This is a genomic window from Clostridium senegalense JC122 (assembly GCF_000285575.1).
Lineage (GTDB): Bacteria > Bacillota > Clostridia > Clostridiales > Clostridiaceae > Clostridium_J > Clostridium_J senegalense.
This window is the reverse complement of sequence record NZ_HE611055.1, coordinates 221,897-238,946: the sequence shown is the minus strand read 5'-3', so window position 1 is coordinate 238,946 and position 17,050 is coordinate 221,897. Positions and strand designations below refer to the sequence as shown.

The following is a 17,050-nucleotide window of genomic DNA, read 5'->3' as shown; positions in this document are numbered from 1 at the left end:
AGTTATTAATAAGTTACATTAAAAAAGCTAAGCAAACTTTTGCTTAGCTTTAATGTAACTTATTATAATTACTTATATAGTCTACATACAGTTTCTACGTGAGGTGTATGTGGGAACATGTCTTTTAATTTTATCTTATCTATTTTATATCCAGCATTAGTAAGAACTTGTAAGTCAGTTACCAATGATTTTGGATTACATGATACATAAATTATTTCTTTAGCATCAAATTTTATTACATAATCTAATGCAATAGGGTGAACTCCAGCTCTTGGTGGATCTAGAATGATTATATCTGGTTTAATTTTTACATCTTTTATTACCTTAGCTACATCACCTGCTATAAATTCACAGTTATCTAAATTGTTTAATTTAGCATTTTCTTTAGCAGCATCTACTGCTTCTTCAATTAATTCTATTCCTAGGACTTTTTTTGCTTTTGGGGCTACTATTTGACCGATGGTACCAGTACCACAATATAAGTCAAAAACTATTTTATTTTCAGAGTCCCCCATAAAATCTCTAACCATGGAATAAAGTTTTTCAGCACCCTTTGTATTTGTTTGGAAGAATGCAAAGGGATTAATTTTAAATTTTAATCCTAATAAGTCTTCAACTATGTAATCTTTACCGTATAAAACTTTTATTTCATCAGCTTGAACCACATCAGATAGTGAGTCATTTAATGTATGTATAATGCTTACTATTTTTCCATTAAGATTAAGAGATTTTAATTCTTCAACAAATTTTGTTAAATCATAACTATTTTGAGTTGTAGTTACTAAATTAACAAGTATTTCGCCGGTATTTATAGCTTTTCTAACTACTAAGTTTCTTAAAAAACCTTCATGCTTTAGAACTTTATAATATGGAAGCTCTGTGTTTTTAAAATGATTTAATGTAGTTGTTAATATAGTTCTAAAATCATTATCAACTATTTTGCAGTTATCAACAGTTATTATACTAAAGTTTCTGTTTTTAACATGCATTCCTAACGTTAGCTCTCCGCCTTTTTCCATATCTCCAAAGGTAAATTCCATTTTATTTCTGTATTCAAAAACAACAGGACTTTCTTCTATACCTAAGAAGTCATAATCTTTAATATTACCCTCATCTAAAAGTTTTTTAACTTGTTCTGTTTTAAACTTTAATTGAGTTTCATAATCTAAGGATGCATGACTACAACCACCACATTGATTAGAAATATCACAATGTGGCTTTATTTTATAATCTACATCCTCTAATACTTCTATAAGTTTTGCTTGAACGCCATTTTGACTACTTTTTTTAGTAACTCTAGCCTTTACCTTTTGTCCTGGTAATGTGTTTTTTATAGCAACTTTTTCGCCTTCATAAAAAGCTATGCCTTTTCCAGGAAACTCAGTTGTTTCTATTAAAAATTCATACTCTTTTCTTTTTCTCAAGTAAATCGCTCCTAATTTTTATTTTTTGTTAAACGTATGTTTGATAGCTTTTGACCAAGTGTCATTTTGTTTTTCATTGTTGTCATTAATACATTATATAATATAAGTGCAGGAATAAACAATATAACTATAAATAAAAATTTGTCGCTTATATAAAATTTAAAAATTCTTAGAATAAAGTCTATAACAATGGTTCCTAATATAGATATACTAGCAGTTATAAGTACATCTATAAGTTGACTTTGTAATGCATCTTTAAAAGTAATTGAATCGGTAAAAGTGTTATTATTAAGTTGAAGTTCTTCACCTTGTAATTCCTCAGAGTTTTCATTATTAGTAGCTATAGTTTCAATAGTATCATCAGATTCTGTAAACTCATCTAAGGATGCGTCATTAGATAGTTGCATATCCTCTTCTAAAGGTTTGTTACCATTTTCATTATTTTTTAAATCCATTTTAAATCCTCCTAAAAAACTTATTATTTATATTAAACATTAAAAAGTTTTATGTTTTTAAATATACCCATTAATTGGATTTTCATAACTTACTATATTATAAATTCAAAAGGTTACAGTATAATGACAGATATATTTAATATATTTCCATATATAAGTTAAAAATTAAATCATAAAAAAGAGCATGAATTTTATTATTTAAACTGGAATTGGAATTTATTTCATTATAAGTATAACAAAGAGTGTAAATAAATACTAATATAGATTTAATTTAAATAGAAAAGTGTTTCGCTAATTTATGGAATATAATGTATATGTATATTATAATTGATGTAAAAATCATAGGTTTATTAGGAGGAAAGTTATGGGGAAATTAGAAGGTAAAGTTGCACTTATAACAGGAGCATCTAAGGGAATTGGAGAAGGAATTGCTAGAACTTATGCAAAGTATGGAGCAAAAGTTGTACTATTGGCAAGATCTTCATATGTTGATAGCTTAGCAGATGAATTAAATAAAAAAGGGTTTGAGGCTTTAGCAGTTAAAGCAGATATAGCTAATAAAGGAGAAGTAGAAAATGCAGTAAAAAGTGCTGTTAGTAAGTTTGGTAAAATAGATATATTAGTAAATAATGCAGGAGTTTGTAAATTAGGAAATTTTTTAGAAATGACAGATGATGATAGAGATTTTCATATTGATGTAAATATAAAGGGAATATGGAATGTCACAAAAGCGGTTTTACCTTTAATGATTAAAGAAAAGTATGGAAAAATAATTATAATGTCATCAGTTACAGGGGATATGGTAGCAGATGCAGGTGAAACTGCTTATGCTACTACAAAGGCTGCATTAGTTGGTTTTACTAAGTCTTTAGCAATAGAGGTGGCTAAACATAACATAACAGTTAATGCTATTTGTCCAGGTTATGTAGAAACACCAATGGCAAAGAGTATTGCAATGCAATCAAATGGGGAAAATCCAGAAGAAGTAACTAAAGGAATAGAAAATGCTGTACCGTTAAAAAGATTGGCAAAACCAGAAGAGGTTGGAGAACTTGCTGCATTCTTAGGGTCAGATGAGTCATCCTATATTACAGGAACACAGGTTGTTATAGATGGAGGAAGTACTCTGCCAGAAACAGTTAGTGTAGGTGTTTAATTTATAAATAGATAAAGTAGATCATAAGTTATTTCAAATTAACTGAAAAAGTACAAACCTAATTCATTGTATCTGTTTAAAAATAATTATAAAGGGTAAACCACAAGAAAAATTTTTATCAACTTATAGGTTAGTTATGTAAAAATACAAGTTATTGTATATAAGATTGCAAGAATCTATAATTAAATTAATTCATGAATTAACTAATTATAGGTATAGGTGGAGGAGACTTTTATGGTTATTGAAATTGGAAAACAGATAAAAAATTTACGTATAGAAAAAGGAGTTACTCAAGAAGAATTAGCTAATCATTTAGGAATTTCGTATCAAGCTGTTTCTAAATGGGAAAATAATATTACAGCACCAGATATTCAATTACTTCCTATGATTTCAGTTTATTTTGGGATTACTATAGATGAGCTTTTTGTTATACCATATGATGCTCAAATGAAAAGAATAGAAAACATGTTATATAATGAAAGAATAATAAGTGAAGAGGTTTTTAATTATGCTGTTAATTTCCTTGAAGGAATTATTAATAGTGAACCTAAAAACGCTAAAGCATACTATCTTTTAGGAGAGCTTTATAATCATAGGGCTGAAAGTGATAATAAAAAGGCATCGAATTATATAAAAGAGGCTTTAAAATATAAACCATATGAAAAGAACTATCATACTGCACTTATTCATGCAGAAAAAGGTGTATTTGGAGATGAATATTATAATAGACATGATGATTTAATTAAGTACTATGAGGAGTTTACACAAAATCACCCTAAATATTGGAGTGGACATTTGTTTTATTTAGACCAATTAATTAGAGATGGTTATTATAAGAAAGCTAAAAAAGTATTAGAGCATGTAAAGCAATTAAATCATACCTGTTTAGATTTTATGTATGAAGGTGATATTGAGTTACAACAGGGGAATATAGAAAATGCTTTAAGATTGTGGAATAAGGGAGTAAGTGAATTCCAAGGAGATTGGAGAGCTTATGTTTCACGAGGAGATCGTATGATGAGATTAGGTGAGTATGATAAAGCACTTAAATACTATGCAAAATCTATGGAATTACAAGAAAAACCTCGTATTGTGGATCCACTTGAATTTATGGCTAAAGTATACGAAACACTAAAAAAATATGATAAGGCTATAGAAGTTTTGCAACAGGAGATATCAATTATACAGAATGAATATAATGTCTTTACAGGAGAAATGGTTGATAGACCTAAAAGAGAAATTGAAAGATTAAAAAAGCTTTATGAGAATAAATCTTTATAAGTTAAAATATTTAAACAATTATATAGATAATTAATTTAAAAATAATATTAATTTAATTTAAATTTTTAAGCTCATAAGTTTTTCTTGTGAGCTTGTTATTATATAAATATTAAAAAATATTTATGTATTTAAGTTAAATATAATGAAGGGCTAATGTACAGTTCATAAAATAGAAATTTTACAATATTTTTTAGTTGCGTGCACAACTAAAATGATTTATAATAAATCTACAAAGGAGAAAAATGATATGAACGATTATAGAGAAATAGGCGATTTAATTTATTTTATTTCAAAAGAAACTAAAACACGAATGGATGAAGGTGTTAAAGAAAATAAATTAGGTCAAGGGCAAATGCTTACCATAATGAATTTAATGAAATTAAAAGATAATATACCGATAAGTCAAGAATTGCTTGCTGAAAATATGGGAATTAATAAGGGGAATATAAGCAGAAATTTAATGAAACTTAGTGAAAATGGATTTATAGATATTATTCAAGATAATGACGATAAAAGAAAGAAGAATATAATATTAAAAGACACCTTTTTTAATGAATTTATTGAAATTAGCAAAGTTTTAGAAGATATTTTTAAAGATATGATAAAAAATATAAGAGAAGAGGACCTTTTAATTACATTAAAAGTTTTAAAACAAATGAAAAATAATTTATATAAAAAATAATGCATTGCACTTATATTAATATATAAATTTTCAGGAGGATAAGATATGAAAATTTCGATAATGTACTTTTCAGGTAGTGGTAATACAAAATACATAGCAGATAGGTTAAAATCAAAATTAGAGGATATAGGATTTAGTGTTAAAGCTAATAGTATAGAAGAAAAAATAAGTTTTAATGATGATATAGATTTAATTGTTATTGGAGGACCTATTTATGCTGGAAATGTTCCAGAAAAATTAATAAAGTGGTTATTAAGAAATGTGCCTAATACTATAAATAAGACAAAAGCTATAGTTTATTCAACATCGGCAGGTTTAATAAACGCCAATGGTGTAGATTCATTAGCATCAAAATTAGAAAAAAAGGGATATGAAGTTATAGGAAAAGAAACATATGTTATGCCTAAAAATTTTTATTTTGGTAAATATAAAAGGAATACAGAAGAAGAAATTGAGGTTATGTTTACAAATGTGGAAAGTCAAATAGATGTTTTAGTTAAAAATATAGAAAATAACAATATAGAAAAGATAAATAATAATAAGAGCATAGTTTCAAAGGATATTTTAGCAGAAGTATTTTCTATTATGGCTAAGTTTATGGGCAAAAGTTTTTCAACAAGTGATATGTGTAATGGATGTGGATTATGTGCTAAACAATGTCCACAAAATAATATAATTATTAAAAACAAAGTTGTTAAATTTAAAAATAAGTGCATGATGTGCACTAGATGTATACATAGTTGTCCTAATAATGCTATTAGATATAAGAAACAACAATACCCACAGTATAAAATAGAAAGTTATATTAATAAAAATAAATAAATAAATATATAATAATTAAAGCACTTTGGAAATATTATTTTCTAGAGTGCTTTAGTTATAAAGAAATAGTTATTAAATACGTATAAAAAGGATTTTATGCATACTATAAAGAAATAGAACATGGAAATATTAAGTATTTGATTTATAGTATTCATCGCCCCAATTACACATCATTTTAAGAATAGGCATTAAACTTTCACCTAAATTTGTTAAGGAATATTCTACTTTGGGAGGAACTTGAGGATAAACTTTTCGATTAATTAAATTATCAGATTCTAGTTCTCTTAGTTGCTGAGTTAGCATTTTTTGAGTGGTGTTAGGAAGCAATTTTTTTAATTCATTAAATCGTAAAATTCCTTTAGTACCTAAATGCCAAATTATAATTGGTTTCCATTTTCCACCGATTAAATCTACTGTAATTTCAAAGGTACATGTATAATTTCTATTTTTGAATTCTATAGTGTTACAACTAGAAGTCATATAAATCATCCTTTCTACAGTACCCTTTTAGGTACTATGGTACAAAATAGTGCGTACTTGTTATATATAAACTGATTTTTTATAATGATAGCATAACTTTTAACCAAAAACAATTAGGAGGAATATATATGGATGCAATATTAAAAAGAAAAAGTATAAGAAAGTATAAAGACATAAAGATAGAAGATGAGATTATTGAAGAATTGTTAAGGGCAGCAATGCAAGCACCTTCTGCTGGAAATGAGCAACCTTGGGAATTTATAGTCTTAAGAGATAAGGAAATTATGAGAAAAATTACTGATATTCATCCTTATTCGAAAATGTTATTAAATGCAGATGTGGCAATTGTAGTTTGTGGTGATGAATCAAAGGAAGTATTTAAAGGATATTGGGTGCAGGATTGCTGTGCTGCGACAGAAAATATATTATTAGCCGTTGAAGATAAAGGATTGGGAGCCGTATGGTTAGGGGTTTATCCTATGGAAGATAGAGTGAATGGTTTAAGAAGAATTTTAAATTTACCAGCTAATGTAACTCCATTATCAATAATCCCAATTGGATATCCAAATGAAAATAAAGAAGCAGTAAATAGATTTGATGAAACAAGAATACATTATGATAGATGGTAAATAAATTGTTTAGTGAATGCTAACTAAGTTAGTATTTTATTAATCAATTTAATATACAAGGACATGAATAAATTATATACATTATAAAAAATTATTAGATATTAAAATAAATCAGAAGTAAAAAATAGAAAACTTAATTTTACAGGAGGTAATTTTATGAAGGTTGTTGCATTTAACGGAAGTCCTAAGAAGGAAGGAAACACATATAATGCTATAAGGATGGTTGCAGAAGAGCTTGAAAATGAAGGAATAGAAGTTGAAATTGTTCATGTAGGTAATAAAATAATAAGAGGATGTCTTGCTTGTAATGCTTGCGCAAAAAATAAAAATGGGAAATGTATAATTGATAATGATGAAGTAAATGAATTTATACAAAAGATGAAAGAGGCAGATGGAATAATATTAGGTTCACCGGTACATTACTCAGGTATAGCTGGAACTATGAAATCATTTTTGGATAGAGCATTCTATGTTGCAAATGATGGGGCTTTAAGACATAAGGTAGGAGCATCTGTAGTTGCTGTTAGAAGATCAGGAGGAGTTGCTACTTTTAATCAATTAAATAATTATATTAATTATGCGGAAATGCTTATGCCAAGTACAAATTACTGGAATGTAATACATGGAGCAATGCCAGGTGAAGTTTCAAAAGATGAAGAAGGAAAACAAATAATGAGAGTTCTTGGAAAAAATATGGCTTGGCTTATGAAAACAGTTGAAAATGGCAAAAAAACAATTAAAGAACCGGAAAGGGAAAATAAAATACTTACAAACTTTGTTAGATAATTGATAATTCAATTATAAAAAATTAAAAGGTAGGGATTTAAATGATAAAGGTAGTTGCTAGAAATGTTGCTAAAGAGAATAAAATTACTGAAGTTATTCAACTTTATAAAGAACTAGTAGGATTAACAAGGAAAGAAGAAGGATGTATAAAGTATGAATTGTATCAAGATGAAAATGATCCTACAATTATTACGATGATTGAAGAGTGGGAAAGTAGAAAGGCTTTGGATGAGCATTTGAAATCAGAGCATTTTACTAGAATTGTTCCAAAGATAAAAAAGTTCATGACGAAACAAACAGATATGAATGTATACAATAAATTAATTTAATACTTGTGATAAAAATTGGACAACTTTACGCAAAGTCAATATTAATTTATGTATGAATAATATGTTAAAATAAAAAACTTCCAACATTGTAATCTAGGTTAATGTGTTGGAAGTTTTTTATTTTAACAATCGCCTAATAAATCAAAATTTAAATCGCTTAATAAATGATTAGTAGTAGTTACATTTAGCTTCTTTTTTATTGCAAAAATTATAGCTGAATCTCTTGAATCTTTTGCATATAATTGTCCTATGTTTCCAAGGGTTAAAATTCTTTGTATTTCTTCAAGACTTAATTTAGCAGCAATGCAAAGTTGTAAAATTTTATCACGGCTAGGTTTTTTCTTTCCGCTTAAAATTTGATAAGCATAAGTTCTATCAAGATTAGAGTCATCTATGATTTTACTTTTTTTAAGTTTTTTTTCATGTAGAATATTTTCAAAATAAGTGCAAAAATCTAAGTTGTTAAAAGCAGTTTTAGTTTCATTTATGTATGTATTTAATCTGGTTGTATCATCTATTGAATTTAATATATCTAAAAGTTCAGAAGTTTTTTTATCTTTCATAAGTATAATCCTCCTCAAAATTCGCTGGTATGATTATCATAATTATACCAGTATGATATAATTTTCATTGGAGAAAAGCAATGATTAAAGGGGAGTTTTAATGGAAGATTTACTTAAAGAATATGCAGAATATAGATTATCAAACTATAAAATATTAACTAAGCTTAGTGAAAATAAAAAAGTAAGATTTTTTTAGTACAACATGTTGAGACAAATGTTATTTATGTAAAAAAAATTCTTATTAATTACGATATAGAGGTTTATAAAGAAATACAAAATATTAGAAGTATATATACACCATATATTTATGAGGTTTTAGAATATAGTGGTAAATTAATATTAATAGAAGAGTTTATAAATGGTTCTACATTAGAAAAAACTTTAGAAAATATTAGTGAGCCTTTAAGTGAAATTAAAACTATTGAATATATAATTTGTCTTTGTAATATACTAGAAAAACTTCATAGTTTAAAAAAGCCTATAATTCACAGAGATATAAAGCCATCTAATATTATTATAAGTAATGATGATGTCTTGAAATTAATAGATTATGATGTGGCAAGGACTTATAAAATAGAGGAAAATCATGATACAGTTATTATGGGTACACATGAGTATGCACCACCAGAACAATTTGGATTTTCACAAACAGATTGTAGGAGTGATATATATTCTATAGGAATATTAATGAATTTTATGACAACAAAGGATTATCCTAAAAATAAAAAAAATGATGGAATTTTAAAAGAAGTAATAGAAAAGTGTACAAAATTTTTACCAAATGATAGGTATCAATCAATTAGGGAATTACAAGAAGAATTAAAATTAAAACTAAGTGCATATAAAGAAGATTCTATATGTAGAGTAAATTTGTCCAATATGGGATTATCAGAAATAGAACCTTTAGACTTAAAGGAAAAGGTTGATGTATTTGGAAACATTTTCGATAAGGAGATAGAAAATTATAAGTATAAACCGGATAATATGACTTTAAAAAATTTTTATAAGGCTATTCCAGGGTTTAGAAGTGGCCAAACTTGGAAAAGCATTATAGCATGTATTTGGTATATATTTTTAATGCTTATAGTGGTAATCATATTTCCTACTTCAAAAAATATTTATGAAGATGCAATGATGTTTTTCATGTTTATAGTATTAACAATTTTATATACAAATTTTTTAAATATAAGAAAATACATACCTATAATAAATAATTTGAAAATTTATATAAGAATTTTAGGTTATGTATTATATACATTTATAATTATAATGATAACAGGAGCACTTTTAAATATTTAAATTAAAAAATATTTTTTTACCCTCTTTGTATGCTTACAGCATACCAAATAAAATAATATAAGTTTTATAATAAATCTGTCGCAATAAGTTATGTGACAGATTTATTTTTGGGGTGATGTAATATGAACAAAGGAAAAGTTAAAAAGAAAATTTATAAAAAATGGTGGTTTTGGACTATAGCAATTATTTTTATTTTAATCTTAGTAAATCCACTTAATAGCAAAACTGTTAAAGAGAAAAATATTGTTGAAAGTGATAAAAAGAAATCAGAGGAAAAGGTAGTAGAAGATAAAGCTAAAACAAGAGATAACTCAACTGCAGTAGAAACGGTATTATCAACAGGAATTTTTATAGTAGGACAAGACATACCTAAAGGAAGATATGTATGTACTGGTGATTCAAGTGGAAATTTTATTATTTATGATAAGGATAATATTCCAGTAGTTAATGAAATTTTAGGGGATGAAAATTTTGGGGTTACAAAAGTGACTGTTGATATTAAGGATGGCGAAAAAATAGATATAGGTGGAATTAAAAATGTTAAATTTACTCCAGCAAATACTGAGTTATTACAGGAGTTAACTACAGGAATATGGGAAGTTGGTCTTGATATTAAAGAAGGTAGATATGTTGCATCATCAGCTAAGGGACAAGGGAATTTTATAGTTTATAGAAAGGGTCTTCCAATAACTAATGAAATATTATCTGATTCAGGAGAGTTTGGAGTTCCTAGTATAACACTTGAAATTAAAAATGGGGATTTAATTCAAATAAGTGCATTAGAGAAAGTTATATTTAATTCAAAATAAAGCTAATAATGGAGGTTAATTAAGTAATGAAAAAAAGTAAAGCATTAGTTATATCAGCAGTATTAGGTATGATATATTCAATTTATTTAGTAAGTTATTTTGGTGGAACAATATTTGGAGCTGGGTCAGGAGCTGAAGCTGTAGGTGGTGCAATTGCAACAGCATTAGTTACACCACATATGATATGTATAGTTTTAGCTACAATATTTAATACACTAGGTGCATTTTTAAATAAATCAGGGTTTGCATTGACAGGTGCAATACTTTATTGTGTTGGTGGTGTTGTATTTATAATGTATATATTCTTTGTTATACCAATGATAGTGCTAAGCTTTGTTGGATACGGAAAAGTTAAAAAGAATATGATTTTAAGTAAATAATAAATTGGATAAAAACTGTATTAAAATGGGATTTAAATTCTAGTTTAATGCAGTTTTTTAGTATGTATAAAAATATATGTAATATTACATATTTTTTTATAGATAAACCAAATAAATACTTATATTTCAATTTAAATTTTAAAACAACTATAAAAAATATTAAAGTTTTCATAAATGATAACGAATTCATTATTGTAGAACAAAATATAAAAATATTAGGAAAATTGAGAAATGTTAATTTATTTTTAGGAGGTATATTATGAAATCACAAAAACTTGCTGCAATTATGTTATCAGCAGTAGTAATATTAGGGGCTGCTAGTCCAATTTTAATGGAAGGTACTACAGTTCAAGCTAAGGAGATAAGCACTAAAAATATACAAACAAAAATATCTACTAATATTGGAATTGGTCAAGAATCATGGGGTTCTACTGTATTTGCTCCATATGTAGATGCTTGTTCGTATCCTGTATTTTCTCTTACTGATTATGCAAAGGCAACAGGAACAAAACACTTTATATTAGGTTTTGTAGTTGATAAAAATGGACAACCATCTTGGGGAACATATTATGATATGGAGGAAGGTCCTACAGATTATCAAGGCGGTAGTTTGTTAAAAGAAATTCAAGGTTTAAGGCAAATGGGCGGAGATGTAATGGTTTCTTTTGGTGGAGAAGCTAATGTACCATTAGCATCATCAATTAAAGATGTTAATAAATTAAAGGATACTTATAAAAAAATTATTAAGGATTATGGATTAACACATGTAGATTTTGATATTGAAGGGGCATGGACAGCAGATTTTGATTCTATAGAAAGGCGTTCAGAAGCGCTTGCATTACTTCAAAAAGAACTTAAAGCTGAAAATTATCCTCTTGAAGTGTGGTATACACTGCCAGTGTTACCTTCAGGAATGACTAATGGAGTAGACGTAGTAAAAAGTGCAGTTAAACATGGCGTAGACTTAAGTGGTGTAAATGTAATGACTATGTGTTTTGGTAGCAAAGTACCAGACGGAACTATGGGAGATTTAGTTATAGATTCAGCTAAAAGCGTTCATAAACAATTAAAAAATATATATGCTCAAGCTAATATAAAGAAAAGTGATGCAGATATTTGGAAAATGATAGGAGTTACTCCTATGAATGGTTTAGATTATAGTGGAAATATAGTTGATCAAAATGAAGCAAAGGAAGTTTTGAATTTTGGTAAAACTGTAGGAATGAGACTTATAGGTATGTGGTCTGTAAATAGGGATTTCCAAAATTCTCAAGGAAAGACTAATTATGTTTCTATAAATGATAGTTCTATATTACAAGAAAAGTTTGAGTTTGGTAAAATACTTTCAAAATATGATTCAAATGATGGAACAGAAGTAATAGAAAAACCAGATACAGAAGATCCAGGTGATGGTGGTGAAGTAGATGGAGTTTCTGCATATAAAACAGATAGAGCATATGTAGCAGGAGAGCAAGTAAGTTATAAAGGAAAGATTTATGAAGCAAAATGGTGGACAAAGGGAGACTTGCCAGATGCAAAAATAAGTAATTCATGGGAAACACCATGGAAATTAATTAAAGATGGTACAGATGTAGAGACTCCAGGAGAAAAACCAGATGAAAAACCAGGAGAAGATGGAGAAACATCAGAAGATGCACCATTATATAATTCTGATAAGGAATATATAGCAGGAGATAAAGTAACTTATAATGGAAAAGTATATAAAGCAAAATGGTGGACAAAGGGAAATTTGCCAGATACAAAAGTAAGTAATTCATGGGAAACACCATGGGAATTAGTAGGGTAGATAAAATATAAATAATAAATTATAAGCTGTCTTAAAGATAAAATTAAGATGGCTTTTAGTTTATAAAAATGTATAAAGAAATAAATTTAAACTAAAATTATACTAAAGTACATAAATAAGAGAAAGTAGCAGAAGTTTCGCATCTAATTTCCATCAAAAATTTTATTTTTGATGGAAATATTTTTTACCTATAATTTGAAGGACTGGAAGTACCTAAGCCGTCAGGCTGGATTTTTAAGTATAGTTCCTCCTTTCCTTAATAATATACCGAAGTTATTTCCAACGCCTTTCGACAATATTAAATTTTAATAATTTATCAAGTTGTATCTAAAAAATATCCATTTTTACTTTTATAAATAAGCATTTCATCCCACAAATCTTCGATTATATCTATCTGTAATAATCCTTTTTCTTGAAAATTTCTTAGACATCTTGTAATAAATTAAATGCTGTAAACATGAATAGAACTATTGCTTCTGTACCCGTAGGATCATGAAAAAAACAATGATCTAAATGCCATTCCGTTTTCAAATGATGAAATCCATTATTTTCAATATGTCATCTTTTATGCATCATTTTCCAGACTGTTTTACTAGAAATACCTTTATTCAGAGTAGTTATTAACCACATTTCTTTTGTTTCATGTTCTGATTTTTCTACAAAACGTATAAATCTCACTTCTGAATCCATTCCTGTCATTTTAAAATAATCATCCCATACCGATACTTCTATAGGTTTATTTTTACTATTATGACTTTGCCATACTTCATGTGCATTTTGATTCTTAAATAAACCTATCGCATCTTGTACTATTAAAGAGGTTTTCATCTTTAACCCTAATAACAGCATCCATTCCTAAATCTAATATTTCATTTATCCAAGGAGCATTCATATATAATGCATCAGCTACTATTACATCCGCAAAATGTTTATATTTATCATGTAATTTCTTGATTAGTCGTTTACTACCTGTAAGTTCACCTTCATCTTTTTCAGAGCTATCTTTTTTTCGATTTAACATTTCTTGACCAATAATTATATTAGGTTTGATTCCAATCATCATACAAACTATAGATTTATGAAAATAATGTATCTTGCCATTTTTATCTTTTCTTGTAAGACATTCATTACAATGTTTTTCAGTGCTTTCAAATAATTCAACACCATCTATTGCTGCAACTCTAAAATCATCAATGGTACCTTTAATAAAAACTTTATTTTTCTTTATTGTTTTTATTACATTATCATACATATTATTAAGAGTATCTAAATCAAATTCACTCAAAGAATATCTAATGGTATCAATGCTTGGAAGTTTAGTTCCTCTTTTAAAAAGCCTTTTGAATTTATCCTTTTTAGTCCATTTATTCAATCTATTAAAACTTCTCATTTGAAGCATAAAACCCATTAAAACTAAAAATGAAACTGTTGAAGTTGCAACCTTCGGTTTTGGTCTTTTATCTTTTAACCCCTTGATTTTTTCACTAAGATCATATACTTTATTAATATAGGTGAGTAATTTATATAAATGCTTTTTGCTCATCTTAAAACATCCTTTTTATTTTTGTTTTCGCAAATTTCATTATAAAAGGGATGTTTTTATTTTGCAAACAAGTATTTACTTTTTTACCAATTAAAATAGGATTTTGTACATTTTTTAATCAATTCATACAATACCTTATAATTCAACAGTCTAACGCCCTAAAAGATTTTAAGATGCGAAACTTCTGACCGGAGGTTGCATTTCAATGTAATTGTGTAGAGGTAGCTTAAGTTTTAAATAATAGATATGAATTAACTAAATATATTAAATTTTAATGAGTAATATAAATAAACTTTTAAGTAAAAAATCAACCCAGATAATGACTAGAATCATAATTCTAGGGAGAAGACCTAGTTTAAGAACATTAGTCATATTCTAGCTATAGAGATAAGGTACGAAGGAATTTAGGACATAGATCCAATGAGACATGAGAATGTAATTAGCTATAGTTACTAAGGAAAAAGCAGGGTGACATACAGGAAAAAAATGCCACTGCAATTGGAGGGTTTATTTCTAATACCTAAAATATTATAGCCAAAGATGATTTAGCACTTTTAACCTAGAAGTTTAAACCTTCGCATATTAAACTCATATAAAAATTAAAGGTAATAGAAGCATAATTGAGTATTTCAATTAAAAAGAGAGAATATGGTGAGAGTGCATTGAGTGATATTTATAGCTGTATTGATGCAGATGTTTATATGGATTTTACATTTTATCCATCAATAAATGAATGGAATGGTAACAGAAGTATTCAGATAATAATAAATAGTGTTAGGTAATTTGGTATAAAAAGATTAGTTATTTTTCATAAGAATTGAATATATGAAAAATAGATAATTTTATTTGCTTATAATTTTAATTGGTGAGTTTTTATGAAGATGTTTAAGCTTAAGTTTAAATTTAAAAGTGCTATTTATAGGTATAAATTTTTTGAGTATAATAAACATTTATATCCTCCTTAATAATTTTAATATTATTAGTCGCTTGCAGAATTCCACAAGCATTGATTAGCCTAAATTTTTATCCGGTAGGCTTTTATATTTTCATCCACTGCGGCATAATAGAAATACACCACATAAATCCAAAACATCACAGGGAGGGTTTTAACATGTTTTGTCTTAATAAAATTAAACAACTAAATATTTTTGAACAGCAGTCTGAATTAAACCACATGATTAGCAAGCAACCCATAGGGTTCATTAATTTACTTGGTGACAACTTTGATATTGATACTTTTATTCCTAATTCATTTAAAGAACATTATTATGCTGACTTAGGAAAAGATAGAAAGTATGAACTTTCTTCTATATTATCAGCATTGTTAATCATGCAAATATTTCATATCCCAACTACTGTTTTATTAACAATTTTCCTTGTATTTTCTATTGAATTAAGAGAATTTTGTTGTTTTTATGAATCTATTCCTGACCAATCCTTTTTTAGCAGATTTAAAACCACATTCGAAAGTGATATTGCTAACTTATTTGATTCAATGGCTCTTAAAGTTATAGATGTCTGCGAAGATATCTATAATAATCTCCCTGAACATTCGCCTGACAAAAACCTTAATTCCATGCTAATATATGATACTTCTGGCTTAAAAACAAGAGTTAAAGAAAATAACCCCAAAACTCTTACAACTGAAATAAAGAAACAAAAGGTTTATGCTAAAGCTACAAATAAAAAAAAGTCATAATCCGTATGCTGCCGCATATAAAAACATTCCTAAATTTGCAGAAGCTAATCCTAATATTAGATTAGATTTTGTTAATGGACATTTTGGTTATTTCTATAAATTTGGTGTTTTAACTAATGGATGGGGAGTACCCTTAGGTATAAAATTCTTTGATTTGGATTTTTACAAATCTGTAGATAAAAAAGATTTCAATACCCCTGAAGAACAAAAATATTTTTATGATAATGCTTCATTAAAACCAGTAGTTATGCCATTTTTACAAAATTTAAAAGCTAATTCTAATTTTGAATTTAAAGCTTTTTTAGGTGATTCAGAATTTGATAGTTATGATAATTTTGGTTTACTTAAGCATTTAGAATTTAAAAAAGTATTTATACCTCTTAATTCTCGTAATCAATCCAATAATAAAATTGGAGAGTTAGAATATAATACCCAAGGTATTCCTCTTTGTCCATTAACTAAAGAAGAATTTAAATCCGAAGGATCTTGTAAAGGTAAAAATAGAAGTCTTAGATTTAAATTCACATGTCCAAAATCTTATAGAGATAAAGAAGTCAAATGTTATCATACGTGTGAAAACCCTTACACTGACAATAAAAGTGGTCGTATGACTTATGTTTACCCTGATAAAGATTTTAGACTTTATCCTGGTGTACAGAGAAACTCAAAAGAGTGGGATGAAAATTACACAATTTGTGCATCTATTGAAAGAAGTATATCTTCTCTTAAGTTTAATCCGTGTATTGAACACCCAAGAACAGTAAACACAATAACTATGAGTGCTGATTTATATTTAACTGCTATATCTAAACTTATAAACGTTATCCTAGCTTACGCTATAAATAAGCCTAAATATATAAGAAGCATAAACAAACTTCTTAAAATAGTAGCATAATTAACATATTC

Annotated in this window: 19 protein-coding genes; 13 read left to right on the top strand and 6 right to left on the bottom strand. The window is 27.2% G+C overall.

Annotation, left to right across the window (positions count from 1 at the left end; genetic code table 11):
- Positions 1 to 68 precede the first annotated feature (68 nt).
- Positions 69 to 1,424: a 23S rRNA (uracil(1939)-C(5))-methyltransferase RlmD gene (gene rlmD / locus CSGHG_RS18525; protein WP_010299487.1), complete on the bottom strand. Its 1,356-nt coding sequence runs from the start codon at positions 1,422 to 1,424 to the stop codon at positions 69 to 71.
- Positions 1,425 to 1,435: 11 nt separating this feature from the next.
- Positions 1,436 to 1,879 (bottom strand): RDD family protein, encoded by a 444-nt coding sequence (locus CSGHG_RS22255; RefSeq protein WP_010299486.1) that lies wholly within the window; start codon positions 1,877 to 1,879, stop codon positions 1,436 to 1,438.
- A gap of 364 nt (positions 1,880 to 2,243) precedes the next feature.
- On the opposite strand from CSGHG_RS22255, the gene ucpA reads away from it, so the two are divergent.
- The 4 genes from ucpA to CSGHG_RS18500 all read left to right on the top strand — a co-directional run bounded on the left by ucpA (position 2,244) and on the right by CSGHG_RS18500 (position 5,820).
- Positions 2,244 to 3,035 carry an SDR family oxidoreductase UcpA gene (gene ucpA / locus CSGHG_RS18515; protein ID WP_010299484.1) on the top strand — a complete coding sequence of 264 codons (792 nt, stop codon included), beginning with the start codon at positions 2,244 to 2,246 and terminating at the stop codon, positions 3,033 to 3,035.
- Positions 3,036 to 3,269: 234 nt separating this feature from the next.
- Positions 3,270 to 4,316 (top strand): helix-turn-helix domain-containing protein, encoded by a 1,047-nt coding sequence (locus CSGHG_RS22250; protein ID WP_010299481.1) that lies wholly within the window; start codon positions 3,270 to 3,272, stop codon positions 4,314 to 4,316.
- Positions 4,317 to 4,563: 247 nt separating this feature from the next.
- Positions 4,564 to 4,998, top strand: coding sequence for a MarR family winged helix-turn-helix transcriptional regulator (locus CSGHG_RS18505; RefSeq protein ID WP_010299480.1), 435 nt, complete (start codon positions 4,564 to 4,566; stop codon positions 4,996 to 4,998).
- Between the two features lie 45 nt (positions 4,999 to 5,043).
- The gene (locus tag CSGHG_RS18500) at positions 5,044 to 5,820 is read left to right on the top strand and encodes an EFR1 family ferrodoxin (protein WP_010299479.1); all 777 of its coding nucleotides are present in this window, start codon (positions 5,044 to 5,046) and stop codon (positions 5,818 to 5,820) included.
- Between the two features lie 129 nt (positions 5,821 to 5,949).
- On the opposite strand, the gene CSGHG_RS18495 is transcribed toward CSGHG_RS18500, so the two are convergent.
- Positions 5,950 to 6,300 (bottom strand): winged helix-turn-helix transcriptional regulator, encoded by a 351-nt coding sequence (locus CSGHG_RS18495; RefSeq protein WP_010299478.1) that lies wholly within the window; start codon positions 6,298 to 6,300, stop codon positions 5,950 to 5,952.
- A 128-nt stretch (positions 6,301 to 6,428) separates the two neighbouring features.
- On the opposite strand from CSGHG_RS18495, the gene CSGHG_RS18490 reads away from it, so the two are divergent.
- From CSGHG_RS18490 to CSGHG_RS18480, 3 genes are all read left to right on the top strand, one after another.
- Positions 6,429 to 6,929 (top strand): nitroreductase family protein, encoded by a 501-nt coding sequence (locus tag CSGHG_RS18490; protein WP_010299477.1) that lies wholly within the window; start codon positions 6,429 to 6,431, stop codon positions 6,927 to 6,929.
- A gap of 156 nt (positions 6,930 to 7,085) precedes the next feature.
- Complete coding sequence (locus CSGHG_RS18485) at positions 7,086 to 7,715, top strand: flavodoxin family protein (protein ID WP_010299476.1); 630 nt, start codon at positions 7,086 to 7,088, stop codon at positions 7,713 to 7,715.
- A 41-nt stretch (positions 7,716 to 7,756) separates the two neighbouring features.
- The gene (locus CSGHG_RS18480) at positions 7,757 to 8,044 is read left to right on the top strand and encodes a putative quinol monooxygenase (protein WP_010299475.1); all 288 of its coding nucleotides are present in this window, start codon (positions 7,757 to 7,759) and stop codon (positions 8,042 to 8,044) included.
- Positions 8,045 to 8,166: 122 nt separating this feature from the next.
- On the opposite strand, the gene CSGHG_RS18475 is transcribed toward CSGHG_RS18480, so the two are convergent.
- The gene (locus CSGHG_RS18475; RefSeq protein WP_010299474.1) at positions 8,167 to 8,607 is read right to left on the bottom strand and encodes a hypothetical protein; all 441 of its coding nucleotides are present in this window, start codon (positions 8,605 to 8,607) and stop codon (positions 8,167 to 8,169) included.
- 186 nt (positions 8,608 to 8,793) lie between these two features.
- Between CSGHG_RS18475 and CSGHG_RS21450 the strand changes: the two genes are divergently transcribed.
- The 4 genes from CSGHG_RS21450 to CSGHG_RS18445 all read left to right on the top strand — a co-directional run bounded on the left by CSGHG_RS21450 (position 8,794) and on the right by CSGHG_RS18445 (position 12,902).
- On the top strand, positions 8,794 to 9,906 hold the full coding sequence (locus tag CSGHG_RS21450) for a serine/threonine protein kinase (protein WP_081496356.1): 1,113 nt from the start codon (positions 8,794 to 8,796) through the stop codon (positions 9,904 to 9,906).
- A 122-nt stretch (positions 9,907 to 10,028) separates the two neighbouring features.
- Positions 10,029 to 10,715, top strand: coding sequence for a hypothetical protein (locus tag CSGHG_RS21445; protein WP_010299472.1), 687 nt, complete (start codon positions 10,029 to 10,031; stop codon positions 10,713 to 10,715).
- A gap of 26 nt (positions 10,716 to 10,741) precedes the next feature.
- The gene (locus CSGHG_RS18455; protein ID WP_010299471.1) at positions 10,742 to 11,095 is read left to right on the top strand and encodes a hypothetical protein; all 354 of its coding nucleotides are present in this window, start codon (positions 10,742 to 10,744) and stop codon (positions 11,093 to 11,095) included.
- A 259-nt stretch (positions 11,096 to 11,354) separates the two neighbouring features.
- Positions 11,355 to 12,902 carry a chitinase gene (locus CSGHG_RS18445; RefSeq protein ID WP_010299469.1) on the top strand — a complete coding sequence of 516 codons (1,548 nt, stop codon included), beginning with the start codon at positions 11,355 to 11,357 and terminating at the stop codon, positions 12,900 to 12,902.
- A gap of 558 nt (positions 12,903 to 13,460) precedes the next feature.
- Here CSGHG_RS18445 and CSGHG_RS24480 read toward each other — a convergent pair.
- Both CSGHG_RS24480 and CSGHG_RS23795 read right to left on the bottom strand, forming a co-directional pair.
- The gene (locus tag CSGHG_RS24480; RefSeq protein ID WP_235700179.1) at positions 13,461 to 13,730 is read right to left on the bottom strand and encodes a hypothetical protein; all 270 of its coding nucleotides are present in this window, start codon (positions 13,728 to 13,730) and stop codon (positions 13,461 to 13,463) included.
- Entirely contained in the window at positions 13,687 to 14,445 is a 759-nt protein-coding gene (locus CSGHG_RS23795; protein ID WP_207635881.1) for a hypothetical protein, read from the bottom strand. The genes CSGHG_RS24480 and CSGHG_RS23795 overlap by 44 nt, the downstream gene beginning before the upstream one ends.
- 1,111 nt (positions 14,446 to 15,556) lie before the next feature.
- Between CSGHG_RS23795 and CSGHG_RS22245 the strand changes: the two genes are divergently transcribed.
- Together CSGHG_RS22245 and CSGHG_RS21430 are read left to right on the top strand one after the other, a co-directional pair.
- Positions 15,557 to 16,144, top strand: a complete 588-nt coding sequence (locus tag CSGHG_RS22245) for a transposase (RefSeq protein ID WP_010299464.1) — start codon at positions 15,557 to 15,559, stop codon at positions 16,142 to 16,144.
- A complete protein-coding gene (locus CSGHG_RS21430; protein WP_010299463.1) occupies positions 16,113 to 17,039 on the top strand; it encodes a hypothetical protein in 927 nt (308 codons plus the stop codon). Before CSGHG_RS22245 ends, CSGHG_RS21430 begins: the two co-directional genes overlap by 32 nt.
- The last annotated feature ends 11 nt before the right edge of the window (positions 17,040 to 17,050 follow it).